Source organism: Paenibacillus sp. J22FR5, from assembly GCF_059691975.1.
Window position 1 is genome coordinate 50,111 of record NZ_JCAUAN010000025.1, and the last position, 16,605, is coordinate 66,715.

Annotated in this window: 12 protein-coding genes and 1 pseudogene; 4 read left to right on the forward strand and 9 right to left on the reverse strand. The window is 46.4% G+C overall.

The window, feature by feature from the left end; translation table 11 throughout:
• Positions 1-13: 13 nt before the first annotated feature.
• Positions 14-1,831, reverse strand: a complete 1,818-nt coding sequence (locus tag AC58P7_RS24980; protein ID WP_497347764.1) for a sensor histidine kinase — start codon at positions 1,829-1,831, stop codon at positions 14-16.
• A gap of 231 nt (positions 1,832-2,062) precedes the next feature.
• Here AC58P7_RS24980 and AC58P7_RS24985 point away from each other — a divergent pair, with 231 nt between their 5' ends.
• Complete coding sequence (locus AC58P7_RS24985) at positions 2,063-2,281, forward strand: hypothetical protein (protein ID WP_497347766.1); 219 nt, start codon at positions 2,063-2,065, stop codon at positions 2,279-2,281.
• Positions 2,282-2,298: 17 nt separating this feature from the next.
• Positions 2,299-2,562 carry a hypothetical protein gene (locus tag AC58P7_RS24990; protein ID WP_497347768.1) on the forward strand — a complete coding sequence of 88 codons (264 nt, stop codon included), beginning with the start codon at positions 2,299-2,301 and terminating at the stop codon, positions 2,560-2,562.
• A 103-nt stretch (positions 2,563-2,665) separates the two neighbouring features.
• On the opposite strand, the gene AC58P7_RS24995 is transcribed toward AC58P7_RS24990, so the two are convergent.
• Positions 2,666-3,553, reverse strand: a complete 888-nt coding sequence (locus AC58P7_RS24995; RefSeq protein WP_497347770.1) for a LysR family transcriptional regulator — start codon at positions 3,551-3,553, stop codon at positions 2,666-2,668.
• Positions 3,554-3,666: 113 nt separating this feature from the next.
• Here AC58P7_RS24995 and AC58P7_RS25000 point away from each other — a divergent pair, with 113 nt between their 5' ends.
• Complete coding sequence (locus AC58P7_RS25000; protein WP_497347772.1) at positions 3,667-5,073, forward strand: MFS transporter; 1,407 nt, start codon at positions 3,667-3,669, stop codon at positions 5,071-5,073.
• Between the two features lie 67 nt (positions 5,074-5,140).
• Positions 5,141-5,316 (forward strand): annotated as a pseudogene (locus AC58P7_RS25005) (monothiol bacilliredoxin BrxC family protein); the annotation flags it as partial.
• 77 nt (positions 5,317-5,393) lie between these two features.
• Here AC58P7_RS25005 and AC58P7_RS25010 read toward each other — a convergent pair.
• The 7 genes from AC58P7_RS25010 to AC58P7_RS25040 all read right to left on the reverse strand — a co-directional run bounded on the left by AC58P7_RS25010 (position 5,394) and on the right by AC58P7_RS25040 (position 16,568).
• Positions 5,394-6,365 carry an aldo/keto reductase gene (locus AC58P7_RS25010; RefSeq protein WP_497347774.1) on the reverse strand — a complete coding sequence of 324 codons (972 nt, stop codon included), beginning with the start codon at positions 6,363-6,365 and terminating at the stop codon, positions 5,394-5,396.
• A 231-nt stretch (positions 6,366-6,596) separates the two neighbouring features.
• Entirely contained in the window at positions 6,597-8,174 is a 1,578-nt protein-coding gene (locus tag AC58P7_RS25015) for a glycoside hydrolase family 43 protein (RefSeq protein WP_497347776.1), read from the reverse strand.
• Positions 8,175-8,281: 107 nt separating this feature from the next.
• Entirely contained in the window at positions 8,282-10,345 is a 2,064-nt protein-coding gene (locus tag AC58P7_RS25020; RefSeq protein WP_497347778.1) for a beta-galactosidase, read from the reverse strand.
• 26 nt (positions 10,346-10,371) lie between these two features.
• Positions 10,372-13,020, reverse strand: a complete 2,649-nt coding sequence (locus AC58P7_RS25025; RefSeq protein WP_497347780.1) for a glycosylhydrolase-like jelly roll fold domain-containing protein — start codon at positions 13,018-13,020, stop codon at positions 10,372-10,374.
• Between the two features lie 106 nt (positions 13,021-13,126).
• Positions 13,127-14,719 (reverse strand): type 2 periplasmic-binding domain-containing protein, encoded by a 1,593-nt coding sequence (locus AC58P7_RS25030; RefSeq protein WP_497347782.1) that lies wholly within the window; start codon positions 14,717-14,719, stop codon positions 13,127-13,129.
• 71 nt (positions 14,720-14,790) lie between these two features.
• Entirely contained in the window at positions 14,791-15,660 is an 870-nt protein-coding gene (locus AC58P7_RS25035) for a carbohydrate ABC transporter permease (RefSeq protein WP_497347784.1), read from the reverse strand.
• Between the two features lie 2 nt (positions 15,661-15,662).
• Positions 15,663-16,568, reverse strand: coding sequence for an ABC transporter permease (locus tag AC58P7_RS25040; protein ID WP_497347786.1), 906 nt, complete (start codon positions 16,566-16,568; stop codon positions 15,663-15,665).
• Between the last annotated feature and the right edge of the window lie 37 nt (positions 16,569-16,605).

Consider the following 16,605-nt stretch of genomic DNA (forward strand, 5'->3'; position numbering starts at 1 on the left):
CTACAACCATCTCTTAGTATTTGGGGATGAGAATCTCAACCGTCATTCCTTTAACATCGCCCGAACGAACTGTTAATTTATACATGTCCCCGTAATGCAAGGTGATGCGTTCTGCAATATTTTTCAGACCTAATCCTTCACCTTCCGATTTGTCCGTCTCCTCCAGTTTATATTTGTCCGACACCGCATCCTCTAGAACAGTACGCAGTTCTTCCTGCTTGTCGGTAGATATACCAATGCCATCATCCATAATTCGAATCAGAATCCCGCCGTCCGCCGTCCACGTGCCCTCAATTATGATATGCATGCTTCCTTCATAGCCTTTAAAGCCATGAATGATGCTGTTCTCCACAATAGGTTGAAAGACAAGAGGAATAATGCTGCACTGCTGCATCTCTTCAGGCATTCGGACGTCGAGCCGAAAACTATCGTCAAAACGTATATTCTGAAGTTGCAAATAATTAACGGTATAATCGATTTCGTGCTTGATCGAATGCTGTCTGCCATCTTTGCCTAAGGTCAATCGGAACATTCTCGCCAAAATCTTGATCATACCGGCGATCTCTTCTTCCTCCTTCACCAGCGCCTTCATCCGGATCGATTCTAACGTATTGTATAGCATGTGGGGGTTAATCTGATTCTGTAGGGCAAGGAACTTGGCTTTCCGTTGTTTGATTTCCGCGATGTAAACGTCTTCAATAAGTGTTCGAATAACGACAATCATTTTGTTGTAGCTATGAACCAAGCTTCCGATCTCATCATTGACCTGAATACTTTCGATTGGCAAGTATTGCCCCGTTTCCGCATGCTTCATACTGCGGCGCAGCGCTTTAATTGGCTTGGTAATCCTTAAGCTTAATGCGAAGGAAATCAATGTCGTGATGATAAAGCCTAAAATAATTAAAATGATCGTAACGAGCTTAATCCTAGTAATCTTATGCAGCAATTTCTCACGGGGAATCTCCGTTTTAATCACCAGATTTCCCAATTGGGTACTCCCTGAAATGACGATTCGGTCACTATTGCTCACGTCTTTGGTATAATCATTTCCCGCTTCCAGCACTTGCATCCAGGGCACTCGACCGCTGGCGGCATCCGAATGATAGACGGTTTCGCCTGAAAGCTTAGAGATGATTACACTCATGCCATATTTGTCCCGCGTCAAGACAAACTCATGGTTTAACTCCATCAGTGTGAACGGATCCAGGTCGATGAGAAGCACCCCTGCAAATGCCCCTTCGGAGCTGAGTAATACCCGGCCCACCGTAACTAAAGCCCCCTGGCCTTTATCCTCGTAGTAAGATCGGTCATGCAAACCCGTGATGAACAAAGTATCCCCCGAGCTGCGTGCTTGTTTGTACCATGTTTGAGACAACAAGGCGCTCTCATTCACCGTGCTGCTTGTATTCGTATATTGATAGACGCTATTATCCCGACTGATCAGCATGACATTATTAATTTCAGACTTGAGCAAAGCGACCCGCATCAGTACTCGCTGGACCGATAACTTCTGAAGGATGTACTCATTCATGGACATATTTGGTCCTTCTCCAACTTTGGAAATAAGATCATTATCGACGAGTACGGACTTGGTTACTTTGTCATATTCTTTCATGAGTTCATTTAAGGAATTCTCGATCTGAGACGTGTACAGGGCAGCGAACTCCTGTGATGAGTCCTCCAATCCGGCTGCCGATTGACTGTAGATGATGCTGCTAACCACCAGTAACGGAAACGCGCACGCAATGAGGTAGCCTGCCATAAATTTGCTTTGGAGCTTCATATTTTTTATCTTGGTAATGGCATTTTGGATCCATTTGTTGTGTCCCATGTACAACCTTCCTCGGTTTAACGACATTACATATCATTGTACATGCCGTGGTGCATCAACGCTACCGAAGTAGCTTTAGCAATACATGTATGCGATTACAAGATACTATACTTGGCGGAAGCTCATAACTCAAAGGGTCATTTTTAAGTTTTTACAAGGGCAATGTTGGGGATTTTCAAAAAATCATTCATAAGAAGAGGCGGCTGGAAGGGCTTCTAGTTTACCTTAAAAATGACATTGATAGAACTTAAAAACGTCCCATTGAGTAATATTTTTCCAAATTATATAGTTTTGCAAGCGGATACACCATATTATTCCGCCGACCTCATCACGGCCATATTCGGAATCCTGCCTAGAACCGCTTATGCCGGTGCAGGGATTAATGGCATTCTGTATTTTTTTCAGCTGGCGTACGCACTTTCCGAAGCGGTGACATTGGCCCTGTATTAATTGACATTGATCGTTCTATGAACGAACCCGGATATCAAGGCATACAACTTTCGACAGATGAGAATTGGTTTTATCACTCACCGATGTCCTGGCATCCGGATGGAAAACGTGCCATGTGGATTGAGGGACGTAGAGGCTTAGATGATGATTTGCACAAACGGATTCAGAAAGTAAACCTACTTGATTATAAGCCACATAAAACAGTACCGATTATGGAAATGTTCAAGGCGATCATCAAGCAGTTTCTGCGCTTGTTCATTCGAAGCTTTGAACAATTTTAGCTCCCATAGCGGAATGCCATATTGAACAAAACAAAAAGCCCTTCAGCACCTGCCGAAGGATTGATTCTTTTGCATTAATCGTTGTTTTAGTGGTGCAGCATGACTAAATTGTCAGTTTGGATATCGACCCAAAATATCGTACAACTACCTCACGGAATTCCATTGCAGCCCGCGATATGTACCGACTCCTGTGCCATAATAAAGCTATTTCCCGAACCAATTCGCGATTTTCTACTTGGAGATATTTGATATGTTCATGTGAATACCTTGCCGTACTTGGTATGAAAGCAATGCCAATTTCTGCTTCCACAAGAGTCAATAGCCTTGCAGGTTCATCTCCCTCATACACATATTTAGGTACAAATCCAACCGATTTGCATATAGAGTCCACTAGATCGCGAGTACCATAGCCTCTCTTTACACCGACAAACCATTCATCCCTGAGTTCTGTCAAGGATACGCTACTTCGGTCAGCCAACCGATGCCCCTTTGGAACAGCAACAAGGATCGAGTCGATGAACACGATTTGACATTCAATGTCCTCCCCTTGTATAGGAGGTGAGGACAAGCAGAAATCGACCTCTCCTCTATCAAGAAGCGTAACCATTTCCTGCGTGGTCAGCATTTGCACATGAAATTGGATATCGGGCCACTTTTTCCGAAACTCTCGAAGGATATTTGGTAACGTGCTTGCGGTGGTCACCGCCAATTCAAGTATGCCATGTTCTGGACTGGATAAATCGCTAATCTCCTGCTTCCCCTGTTCCAATTCAAACAAGGCCCTTTCTGCACGGCGAAGGAATCTGCTTCCGAACTCATTCAATCGCAGCTTCCTCCCTATTCGATCGAATAGAGGGACCCCTAAATCCTCCTCCAAGCGTTGAATCGTCTTGCTTAGTGACGATTGCGTAACGTGCAGACTTCGTGCAGCTTCGGTCACATGTTCCAATCGAGCTACCGCGAGAAAATATTGCAGTTGAAGAAGTTCCACTTCGCACCCTCCATTCATTCCTTCAAGTCAATGAAATCATAACATAAAATGCGTTGGAATAAATAACCGATTTCAAGTACGATGACATCAATACACTTTGGGGGTGACCAAAAATGAATGCTCGCAGCAGGTGGTTGATGATTTCCGTTGGCCTTGGGATACTATTGAACCCATTAAATTCTTCGATGGTTTCTGTTGCTATTCCAAGGCTGCAAAATGTGTTCCAACTTGACTTTACAGGTGTTTCCTGGATTATTTTTTCTTTCTACATTGCAAGTAGCATCGCTCAACCCGTCATGGGAAAGGCCAGCGATTTATTCGGTCGCAGGAAGATATTTCTTACCGGGCTTGTTGTAGCCTTCGTTGCATCATTATTAGCTCCACTATCGCCAAATTTTGGGTGGCTCATCGTGTTCCGCATTGTGCAATCCATCGGAACAAGCATGATGGTTGCAGTTGGAATGGCCATTGTGCGAATTCATATTACGGAGAAACAAGCGACTGCGCTGTCTGTTTTGTCCATATTCCTATCCGGAGCGGCAGCGATTGGACCCTTTATTGGCGGGGTCATCATTCACTGGTGGGGCTGGCCTGCTATCTTTTTCGTCAATATTCCGTTCGTGGTGGTGAGCTTTCTATTATCTTGGAGGCATATCCCTAAGGACGAACCGTCATCATCCGTTGCACTGGGCATGTCCTTTCGTAAATGGTTTGATTTGATTGATGTTTCAGGGATCCTGCTATTCACAGTGGGTCTGGTTGCCCTGCTCGTTGGATTACTATCAGCAAAAGCATCTGGGCAAATCTCATTAAGCAATGTTATTGTCGGGCTGATAGGCCTCGTGCTACTTGTGGCTTTCGTACGACATGAGTTAAAAGCGAAGTCACCCTTTATTCCTTTGCGCACATTCGCCAAATATCCTGCGATGACTTGGGTTAATGTCGAATTCATGCTCGTTAACGTACTTTATTACTCGCTCTTTTTCGGGCTCCCGTCCTACTTGCAAACGGTACGTCATGTCAGCGAGTTCCATACAGGGATTCTCATGCTAAGCTTAGGCTTGTGCTCGCTCGTTACTTCTCCAATAGCAGGCCGATGGATCGATAAATCAGGACCCAGGCCGGCATTGCTCGTGTCCGGAATACTGATGACATTGGGGTCAGTGTGGATCGTGACATTGAATCAAACTTCACCGGTTATCAGTGTATGTTTGGCTTTAGCTGCATTCGGTATTAGCAACGGGTTGAACAATGTCGGTATGCAAGCGGCCATGTTCAAAAGTTCTCCAAAAGAAATTATAGGTGTAGCATCCGGAATATTTAATACATCAAGATACCTGGGAACCATTCTCTCATCATTGTTGATAGGCATCGTAATGGGAGGTACTTTCAGCTTCGAAGGATTTCGAGTGCTTGGGATTATCCTCACGGTAATTGCATTGTCCTTGGTATTCATGAGTCGGCGGCGCCGGGAGTCAGGGCAATTGCAAGAGTCCGTAAGTTCACCAAGTTCAAATTAGATAAAATACCGGCATTCCTACGCTTTTAGAGTACGTTGGGAGGGAGGTGACCCACATGAATTGGAAAGAGGTAATCGAATCCCGTCCGGTATCGAACCAAATCGCCGAAGATCTTGGTGTCAAGCACGCATGCAAATCATCTGCATCAAAAATAAAGAGAAGTACTGGACTGCCTCACATTGGTCGATCACGACCGAGCATATGACGACGGTGCTGAATCGCATCGTTATCCGTATTTCCTGATACTTTGTATGAAAATACATGGCCTTCCCTATAGCAAAACGAGGCGGCCGATCAGTCCACGGTTGCCTCGTTTTTTTTTAATTGATACCTCTCATCTCAGCAAAGGCCTGATCGTCAAGCAGAACGTCGCCTGCGGCACACGAATCCTCCAGTTGTCTGCTATTTTTGCAGCCGGAAATCGGAAAGACAGGAAACGGATGCGCAAGTAAGTAACCGAGAGATACCTGGGTCATCGTAAGATCCAGCCGTTGAGCGATCGATTCGACACACTTCAGTTTATGCAAATTTTTCTCATTACAAATCTTCCATACGTTTTTATTTTCAGGACTTGGCTCAAGTAGCATTTCGCTTTTGTATCGGCCGCTGAAAAAACCGGATGCCTGTGAATTATAAGGGATCGCAGGCATCCCCGTACGTTCGTGATAGGCAAGCTCATTTTCATCCAACGTCACCGTAGTGGGATCGCTTCCGGGAGAATACGAAGCAAGGCTCCATTTGGTTTGGCTGGCGGCAAACCCTTGCATTCCTTTGCTTACCGAATATTGCTGTGCGGCTTCCATTCGTTCCGACCGCCAATTCGAGCATCCGAAATATCGGATTTTCCCCTGTTGCACCAACGTATTCATCGTATCGATAATGTCTTCGACCGGCCGTTGAGGGTCATCCCGATGCAGCCAGTACAGATCGATATAATCCGTTTGCAAATGGCGGAGGCTCTGTTCCACGTCGTAATTAATGTCTTCCGTGCTTAAGCGTGGCATATGCATCGTCTCCAATTCAGGGTGTGCCCCTTTGGTGGCGAGAACGATACGGCTGCGGTTATTGCGCGACCTCAACCATTGCCCGATAAGCTTTTCGCTGCGGCTTCGCTCGCCTGGCACCCAATCGGAGTATACTTTGGCCGTATCGAGAAAATTTCCTCCCCTGTCCAAAAAACGGTCCATCAGTTCAAAGGAAGTTTCGCTGCTCACGGCTTCGCCGAAATTCGATGTGCCGAGGCAAATGACGGATGGCATTAACTCCGTGTCTGGTAAGTTTCTGTATCTCATATTGACCTCCATATTGTGTAGAGGACAGCCATTTATATAGTTATCTTCTCATCTAACAACATTTCTGGTTACCACCAAGCTCTGTTGCCCTACAGTTTAATAAAACAAATGAACAGCTCCCTTAGTAGCTGATCCTATTTCATATATTGAGCCTCAATACTCAGTGTTTGACTTCTATACATCACTATTACTTCAAAAATCTCTTTTGACTATACCCATCTGCAATAAAGATTAATCTAATTCTCTATAAATAAAATAGTCAAAATCTGCATGTAATCGGGCGCCACTCAAGTCTTGAACGCATAGGCCAACGAAGGTGCCTGTAAAGCGCAGTGGAAACGCGGCATCATCCGAAAGATGGCGGATATTAATTTCAGGGCCTACCGCATGCCAATTTGGTCCCTCAATAGCGTAAGCAAATTGCAGCTTTTCCCGATTAATTGTCGCTTTTAGCCTTATTGGAACAGCTTCGGGAATCGACACTTCGTCCTCAAGCAGCTCGTCATATTGTCCTTGAACTGTCTGGATGATCCCAAGAACCTTGCCCGATTTTTCCTCCCGCGTAATCCGCAAATATACATAATCGTCCGTATCGTAATAAAGGATTAAGCCAGCCATTTGCTGAAAATGCTCCGGCTCAAATTCAAGTTGGGTTTCGGCCTCGAACGTAAACGACTGCTGTCTGCGCGCCACGAGACTTTGTCGATGCCATGAGCTCAGCGACTCCATCCCCCGCAGGCGCAAATACCCTTTTCGTTCCTGCAAGGAGAGCCAACTTGGGTTGGGCGGAATCCGAAGGGTGTTCCACTGCAAACCTAGCTGGGGCTCATCAAAATCATCCTTCTCCGCTTCTGCTTCAAATGGGTAAACCGGAAGTTGGGGAGCTTTTACTTCCACCAATGGACGATTTCCTCCTCCATCCAATCGCAACCAGCCATTAACATCCCAGATACATTTTTGAAGAGCCGTCTCCCTCCCCAACGTACAATAATGCTCTTCAGTAGGTCTCGCGCATAGATGAGCCAAATACCATTCTCCGGTTTGAGTTTCGACCAAGGAACCGTGGCCCGCCTTCTGAAGAAGTAAATCCGGTGCTCCATAGCTTGTCAACATCGGGTTATTGGGATCTATCTCGTACGGACCAAGTATGGAGGCTGAACGTGCCATCGTGACGGCATGCTCGTATTTCGTCCCGCCTTCCGCTGTCATCAAATAGTAGTAGCCATTCCGTTTGTATAAATGCGGACCTTCCGTGAACCCGAGTTCCGTCCCTTGGAAGATAGTGGACACAGGGCCAATTACTTTATTTTCATCGACCGAGTATTCTTGAATCACAATGCCGCCGAACTTATTTCGCCCCTTGCGGAAATCCCAGACCATGTTGAGCAGCCATTTGCGACCGTTGTCGTCATGGAACAAAGAAGGATCGAATCCGCTGCTGTTTAAATACACTGGTTCCGCCCACGGCCCATGAATGTTCGTTGCGGTTACCAAATAATTATGGGTATCCTTGAAAGCCCCTTTTCGAGACTTCACATCTGTGTAGATCAAATAAAATATTCCGTTATCATAACTTAAACAAGGCGCCCAGACTCCGCCCGAATTCACATTTCCTAGCATATCTAGCTGAGAGGTTCGATTTAATGGATGGGTCAGGAGCCTCCAGTTAACTAAATCTCTGGAATGGTGAATCTGGATGCCGGGAAACCACTCAAAGGTGGATGTCGCCAAATAATAATCATCACCGACACGAATGATGGAGGGATCGGGGTTAAAGCCGCGTAATATTGGATTCACAATGGTATTCATCTGAAATCTCCTATATCTCTATCATATTCATAGCCTCTTCTGTTCGCCTAAGTATTACACTTGGAAAAGATCGGGAGCAGCCGTTGGCAGGCTGCTCCCCTTTATCATTAGAGTTTGATTACATATACATCGTAAGGCTGCATCATGATGGAACCTTGCATAATAGAATCTGTGAGCAGATTATGTTGAGGATTCAAAAAGGTAACCTTTCTTTCTTCATGAGCGTAGTTCAGTAAAAAAGCATAACTTTCTTGTTTACCTTCATGCGTACGAATCGCCAGTTCTACATCCTCAGGCAACTCTGCCCATTCCTCGGCCGGAGATAGAAGCGATAACTCGTTAATAAGTGCACCTGCCGCATCTTCAGTGAAGGAGCTTCCGTAGTAATACACTAACCCTTCATTGTAAGAGCACCTTACGAGAGCTGGCTTTCCCTCATAATAATCCGATTTATACGAGGCGAGAACCTCAGCGTTATCCGACGTGGCACGAAGGATATCTACGAAAGAATCCCCCCGATGAACGACACCATTCTGCCAACATATGTCCGGTGCTTGCTGCATCGGACCGATTAGCGTAAAGTCTTCCACCTCGATACCGCATAAGTCGGCAAGCGGTCCTGGAAACGGCTGCATGTAACATTGCCCTGTAACATCTTTATAGCCGCTCCTACAGCCTAACACAAGTTTCCCCCCACCCTCGACGTACCGCTTCAGCAGCTCCGCTGTTGACTCCGGCATAATGGCCGGATGCGGATAAATCAACACTCGGTACTTAGACAAATCGTTCACAGTCGTCGAAGAGCGCACGTACTTGGTGTCAACCGGGATATGGTGGCGCTGTAACGCCTTGTACCACCCGAGAATGCTTTTCCCGGAAAGCGGACCGTGCCAAACATCCAGCTCACCGTCCCACTCGTTGTCGTAGTCCTTCAGTATCGCTATATCAGCTTTAAACGTTGAACCCAGCAACAGGCTGCCGATTTCTTTCAATTCTCCACCAATACTTCGTGCTTCCTCAACACGACGATTTGGTCGGTTATGGTAATCGTTAATACCATGCCAATAAATTTCCGTTCCACTCGTCGCAGTCCTCCAACGAAAATAAAGCAACATATCGGCTCCGTGCGCAATGGATTGATACGTCCAAAGGCGCATCTGTCCCGGTTTGGGTGAAGGCATTTCGATCCGGTTAACCCAACCACCAGGACCGGCTTGTTGCTCCATTACAATAAAATTCGGAGAAATGTCTCGTGCTGCGCTAAGGTTCAGACTCCATTTGCGGTCCAAGAGCGGCCGTTCACCTTTATCCGGTAAAATGGTGCTGAAGTTCGGATACGAGTCGTAAGCGAACACATCCAACGTTTCGTCCATCATCCTGTGGCTGTCCAAATGACCGAACATGCCGTTCGTAGTGACCCATTGATTAGGTGCCTTCTCCCGCAGGATGTCCGCTTGCAGCTTAGCAAAGCTGATAGCACTGTGTGAGAAAAAGCGCTTCTCGTCAAGCGCTTGATGCGGATTTGGCGAATTGCTTGGTGTCGGCCTGGTCAAATAAACCTGCGCCCATTCCGTATAGGTTTGATTCCAGAACACAGTGCCCCATGCTTGATTCAAAGCGTGGAGATTATTGTATTTCTCTTGCAACCACGTCCGGAATGCTTCGTGATCAGCCTCAGCATAAAAGGAATTAACCTCACAGTTGAGTTCATTATCGATCTGCCAACCGATCACCGCTGGATGATCGTTATAGTGCTCCGCCATCTGTGTGACGATCCGTGCACTAAGTTGACGATAAATCGGAGCATTATAATTGTAATGCCGGCGCTGACCATGATGGAGCACAGTGCCGTCCTGCTTTGCGTTCAACACCTCCGGATACTTGGCTGTTAGCCAAGCAGGCGGGGTCGCAGTCGGCGTTCCCAGAATGACGAGAATATCTTGTTTATGTGCGAGGTCAATTGCACGGTCAAACAAGTCGAACTCGAACCGTCCTTCCTCCGGTTCAAAAATCGACCAAGCAAACTCCGCCAAACGTACGATCGAAAAGCCGATCTCTTTCATCCGCCGGTAATCGTCCTCCCACAAACGCTCCGGCCATTGTTCCGGATAATAGCATGCACCAAGACGAAATTGATCCGTTCTCCAGTCGTGCCCTTTGCGTGTCTTCATCGTTTTCTACTCCAATCCTGTAGGTATCATAATCGGATCACTCGTACGGGTCCAAGGAGCCCACTCGGTTCTTGCTGCGCAAATGCCGACAAGAAATCGGGTTGTTCTTTCACCAGCGTATTCGTAACTTCGACAACTAACTTGTTTTTACCCTTATTGATCAGGCCATTGATCTCAACGCGGTAAGGCGGACAGATGCGCACTCCTGCTTCCTCACCGTTTATCCATACTTGTGCGGTTTCATAGACCTCACCCAAGTCTAAAAGAGCCTGGTCTGTAGATTCATTCCATTCAAACTCCGTCTCATAACGGAAGGTGCCTGTAAATCGAGGCAAATAATCAGGCCTACTCATATTCGTTAAATTAGCCAGTCCTCCCCATTCTTTAAAATGTGGATAATGTTCAGCCTCAGAAGTGGATACGATCCATTCGCCTTTCAGTTCAAGTTCCGACCCAGCAATATACGATGACAACGCATCATAACCTTCAAGGGCAGTACCATGAAGCAATACGATGGACTCATACGGATGAAGAACAACCTCCACCACATTCGCACCGTTCTCCCGAGTTACATGTAAACTAGTCAACCGATTCAAGAATGCATCATAGGCATATACATCACCTTGAACAGGCAATGCAATTTTCCTACGAATGGTTTGATGCGAATGTTCGTTAAAGAACATATAAACATCCAAACCGTCATGAACATAGTGGTAGTTTCGAAGATACGGTTCGTGTGCGTCAACGCTTATCTCATAATGTCCGTCTGCAATCAGTTCTTGCGCCAGATCGTCTAAAGCAACAACCTTCACATTCCGGTGTTCGGCAAGGCAAGCTAGTTCGGCGGAAACTTCGGTGCCCTCGCTCGATCGTGTCGGCAGCCCTCCGACAAAGCGAACGGCTAGCCCTTGTTCGGAAAACGCCACCAAACGCCGAATCATCGCTGCCGGAATCGCTTCTGTATAGGGTACGATAAGGCACTGGAAATCTTCATTATTGACATGCAGCTTATTGTTTATCACGCTTGCTGCATCCAGAAGAATATCGATTGGAAGCACATCGCAGTCGATCTGATGCTGCATCAATTGCTTCACGGGCTTATGAAAATACATCGCTTCCCCGGACCATTCGGCCTCAGCGTGATACACGACGCCCGCAGACGCCACGTGTCTTCCGCCAGAAATCAGGTGACTGATCCGATTCATATATTGATTTAAATGCTTGTAATAGCGGTATTGCGGATTTTTCCCGCCCGCATACATATGCGGCGGACAATCCGGATCCGGAAAAGCTTTCTGGGTAAAGGCATGCGGGACAAAATAATTGACGCCGCGAACTAACATGTGGTCTGTGAGCCATTTCATTAGCTTCAAGCCTTCTGCCCAGCCATAAGCCCCATACACTTCACACATCGTCCGGCCTTGTTTCTTCGGATCGATATGTCCAAGCGATACACCAAGCTTACCGAGGCCATAGTGGAAAAATTCGCTATCCGTATCCCCTCCCGGCTTGCTATAAGACAACTCATCGAAACCGGGGACGATCTGCCACAATACCACATCGAGGCCCGACATGTCTTGTCCCCATAGGGAACGGAAGAAGTGTCCGGCGCCAGAGCCAAGCCTTGCGTGCACGTTGTTGTCTTCGAGGACATGTCCGATGTATGCTACCCCGCGGTTTCTGCACCACTCTCCGATTTGACTGCAAAAGTTGTCCGCGTAAAGCTTGCTGACAATATTCATATAGGCATACCGTACGATATTGGACTGTTCTCCCCCATCCTGCCAGAGAAGATAGAGGTGCTTACGGTAGTCCTCACCCAATGCCTGCTCAAGCAAGGCCAGCATTTCACTGCTCCATGGAAGCGGCACTCCTTGTTTTCCAGGTTTTGAATTGAAGTCAAAAGTTGTCTTATCATTATAAAATCCAGGCTCATCTGAGAAGAACCCGGCAAATGTCTTTCCGAAGTCGGACTTGTAGCGCTCATACACAGCCTCATACACTGTATCGAGCAGAATACGAACGGAATCCCGATCTAGCGGGTTCAAATAATCATCCTGCTGCTGGCTGCCGCCATCCTTATTTTCTGAAATAATAAATACGCGCCAATACCCTTCAGGGATATCCCAATACAGAATACCGTCATTCACAAGATCAGTGATGTCGATACAATCACTTAGTAATGTTCCATTAGATGGATGTCGGCGGACCGCGACAACGGAGATTAGTTTATTCTTTCCACTCGCTTTTTCGGGCTGTGAGATGGTCGGCCTAAGCCCACGCATCAGCAAGGTATCCAGAAGTAGAGACGTTCCTTGAGCAGGACCGATGGTATCGATATAACGTTCACCCAAAAACTTGCGATGAAGCTCTTCCGGAGCCTCCTTTACTTTCCCCGCCGCATGACCAGTCGGAAAATGATCGTCATCGAGAAGCCATACCTTCATGCCGCGATTCCGAGCTTCATCCATAATAATGTCCATATCCGTCCACCATTTCGGTCCTAGAAAATCAGGATGAGGACGAGCTTCGATGCAAACGGCTCCGATGCCAGCTTCATGAACACGGGCAATCTCTTCACGTATCACCTGTTCTTCCTCACCATGCTGCCAAAGAAAAGGTAGGATATAATTTTGTTCTTGACCCTCAAGTACTTCCTTAATGCGATTACTCATTGTAGCCCCCTATTTCAGCTCAGTTTCGATCATTCGATACCTAAGCTTGGATTGAAATATCCGCTCGACTTCCGAAAGAAGCCGAGCGGATATTAACGTTCAACATTTATTTTTTCACTTTGGCATACCATTCTTGCGCGCGTTTCGTAACCTCTCCGCCGCCCGATTTATTCCATTTCTCTACGAATTCATCGAACTTGCTGATTGGGTATTGGCCAGTAATGATTTTACTCGCGTACTCAATATAGAGTGTGCGATTTTGGATATCTGGGAAACCTTCATAGACGCTGGCCGGCATACCATCTCCAGCAATGGTCTTAGCATATTTTTGTGCTTCCTGCATATTGCGGACGGTCTGGTCAATCTCCCACATCGTGTCTGCCGATGCAGTACTCTTGAGGAGATCGGTTGTAAAATCAAGTGTCGCTAGACCTGAAGCTGGATTAAGAATTAGGTTCTCCTGGCTGCTCTTGTCATCCGGAAGTTTGACGGCTTTGCCGTCCTTCATCGTATAGTGCATGCCTTCCACGCCAAGATACAGATCCTTCCAATTTTTCTTGTCGTACATGTTGTTCAGCAGCTTCAAGGTGGCCATCAGCTTCGTCTGGTCTTTGTTGTTCTTGACGACCCATGCCGGAGGCGTCATCCTCTTCCAGGTATAGAAGCCCTTGTAGCCTGGGACTTCCTGTATAGGGAGTGTAGAGAATTGGCCCTTCACACCGCTGTTCTTTTGCAAACTATCCAAATAAAGAGGGAGTTGCTCTACCCAATGGAAGTAGTTACCGGCTTTGTTGGCCCCAACCTTGCCGTCCCACTTGGCTTTGTCGTTCAGAAGCGTTTCCTTATCTATTAATCCGTCTTTATACAGCTTGGCGATGAACTCCAAGGAGGCTTTCATATTAGGTGTTACCGCGGAATAAGTTAGCTTGCCGTCATATATGTCCCAATCCGGATAACCTTCGAACATGGCTACACCGTACATGGCAAACAGATGATCCATCCAGCGAGCCTCTTGACGGCCGCCAGTTGGAAGCTCATCCTTCTGTCCGTTGCCATTGGGATCCTTGTCCCGGAATGCTTCCAGAACTTTTACGTAATCCTCCTGCGTCTTCGGCATCGGCAAACCCAGCTTGTCTAGCCAATCCTGACGGATCATGCCGCCGTATCTTCCGTAGTCCACCATACCGGGGATATAATAGATTCTCCCCTGACCGGTAGGGTCGTTGGCCTTGACGATATCCCAAACTTCCTTCGGAATAGCTTGCAATAAGTTCGGCGCATATTTGGGCAGCAGGTCGGTCAGATCGGCGATAGCGCCGTTTTTGGCCAAGTTATTTTCTATGCCCTGATAAGGCAGAAACAAATCAGGTAATTCGCCGGATGCGATCTTCAGGTTCAACTGGTTTAAGTAGTTGGTGCCTCCGTTCCATTCCACATACGGATTGATGACGCCCACACCCAACTTCTCCTTGTACAATTCATACAGTTTGCTGCCTTTGGTGATCGGTTTATAGCCGATGTTGGTTCCCCAAACTTCAATATCAACATTTTCTTCCGCTTTCGAAGATGCCCCTTGGTTCGGCGCAGCCGATGAAGAACTTGCACCTTCGGAAGAATTCGTTTTGCTAGTACAGCCTGTCACTACTGTAAAAGCAATAGCACTGACTGCTGCAAGTACCCCAAGCTTTTTGATGACCATTCCTTGTTTCCCCCTAATTTTTGAAATCAAATATGTTCTAAGACTCAAAGAGCCGTAAAACCAATGTGAGATTACCCTTTCACAGAACCGAGCATAGCCCCTTTAACGAAGTATTTTTGCAAGAAGGGATATACCGCCACAACAGGAATCATGGCAAAAATAACGGTTGTCGCCCGGAGTGTGCGCTCATTATACGCTAAATTAGCTGTAGAGACGGCTCCCGTAACCAAGATGTTATCATCAGTGATGAATTGCCGAATCTTGATTTGCAGCGGGAATAGATTCGTGTCCTGCAAGAACATCAGCGGATGCTGGAACTGGTTCCATAACACAACACCGTAGAATAAGGCCAAAGTGGCTAGCACAGCCTTGGAAAGCGGAAGTACAAATTGGAACAGCATTCGGAAATATCCGCAGCCCTCTATAAATGCGGCTTCCTCCAACTCCTTGGAAAACTGTTTGAAGAATGTGCGCATAATGATCAAATTAAATGGATTTAGAATATGAGGTACGATTAACACTAATGGGTTATTGTAAAGCCCGATACCTCGTACTGTCAGAAAATAAGGAACAATGGGCGCCTTGAAGATCATCGCAATCACGACACCGATCATAATGACGAGGCCCCAGCGAAACTCCGTTTTCGACAGCGGGTAAGCAAGAAGGGCCGTGACAAGCAGCGCCAGAATTGTACCAATCACCGTTGAGCCCAGCGTCAAGAAGAACGACTTCCATAGGTCGGGACGATACATCATAAAATCCCAGGAAGCCAACGTAAATTCCTTCGGCCAAATTGTGACCAGATTCATATCCACCATCCGTTTAGAACTGAATGAGGTCGAGAGTACGGAAAGCAGCGGAATAATCGCGATAAAGGATACAAGCAGGAGGATGACAGTAACAACTGAACCGAATAATTTTTCCCCTCTGGATTCAAGCATACTTACCATAACCCCCCGTCTGAAACTTTTCTTGACAACTTATTGAAAGTGAATACCAGAATAAATCCAATTAACGATTGGAATAAACCGACGGCTGTCGCGAAGCTATACTGCGCTTGCTGAATGCCTGTCCGGAATACGTACGTATCTAAGATATCCCCTACGCTATACGTCATTGGCGTCTGTAGATTGAATACTTGGTCAAAGCCCAAATCCAAGAAATTACCGATTTCGAGTAATAGCAAAACCAGTACGGTAGGCAGCAGCAGCGGAAATGTAATGTGCCGGATTTGCTTGAACCGAGATGCTCCGTCGATCATCGCTGATTCGTACAACTGAGGGTCAATTGAACTGATGGCTGCCATATAAACAACAGTTCCCCACCCCGCATCTTTCCAGATAGAAGTAAACACATAAACAATACGAAAATAGGAACTTTCCTGCATAACCAAGGTAGGATCATGGTGAAACCACCCGATCACGACGTTAAACAATCCGCTTAGTGAAAACATATCAAATACAATGCCAGATACGATGACCCATGATAGAAAATGTGGCACATATAGAGCCGTTTGAATCCCTTTCTTCAGGGCCGATTTCCGAATTTCATTGATCATGAGCGCCAACAGAACGGGGATTGGAAATACGATCACAATTCGCAGAAAGCCAAGTACCAGCGTATTACTAAATACCCTGATGAAATCTGGATAATGGAACAAGGTTTCGAAATTTTTGAAGCCCACCCAAGGGCTATCAAGAAACCCTTTAAATACAGAATAGTTTTGAAAAGCGATAACGGAACCCGCAAGCGGAATGTACTTAAAAATGATGAGAAAAACTATACCCGGTATGGCCATGATATACAGCGGCCAAAACACCTTCATTCGATGAGATGCAACTACTTTCAATTTATTCCCCTCCTGTATCTGCTTCTTAATTGTTAGA

Excerpts from the sequence above, each read along its gene's own strand:
- AC58P7_RS25000 (WP_497347772.1), top strand. The coding sequence starts at position 3,667 with ATGAATGCTCGCAGCAGGTGGTTGATGATTTCCGTTGGCCTTGGGATA.
- AC58P7_RS24980 (WP_497347764.1), bottom strand. The coding sequence starts at position 1,831 with ATGGGACACAACAAATGGATCCAAAATGCCATTACCAAGATAAAAAAT.
- AC58P7_RS25025 (WP_497347780.1), bottom strand. The coding sequence starts at position 13,020 with ATGAGTAATCGCATTAAGGAAGTACTTGAGGGTCAAGAACAAAATTAT.
- AC58P7_RS25020 (WP_497347778.1), bottom strand. The coding sequence starts at position 10,345 with ATGAAGACACGCAAAGGGCACGACTGGAGAACGGATCAATTTCGTCTT.
- AC58P7_RS25030 (WP_497347782.1), bottom strand. The coding sequence starts at position 14,719 with ATGGTCATCAAAAAGCTTGGGGTACTTGCAGCAGTCAGTGCTATTGCT.
- AC58P7_RS25015 (WP_497347776.1), bottom strand. The coding sequence starts at position 8,174 with ATGAATACCATTGTGAATCCAATATTACGCGGCTTTAACCCCGATCCC.
- AC58P7_RS24985 (WP_497347766.1), top strand. The coding sequence starts at position 2,063 with ATGACATTGATAGAACTTAAAAACGTCCCATTGAGTAATATTTTTCCA.
- AC58P7_RS24990 (WP_497347768.1), top strand. The coding sequence starts at position 2,299 with ATGAACGAACCCGGATATCAAGGCATACAACTTTCGACAGATGAGAAT.
- AC58P7_RS25035 (WP_497347784.1), bottom strand. The coding sequence starts at position 15,660 with ATGCTTGAATCCAGAGGGGAAAAATTATTCGGTTCAGTTGTTACTGTC.
- AC58P7_RS25010 (WP_497347774.1), bottom strand. The coding sequence starts at position 6,365 with ATGAGATACAGAAACTTACCAGACACGGAGTTAATGCCATCCGTCATT.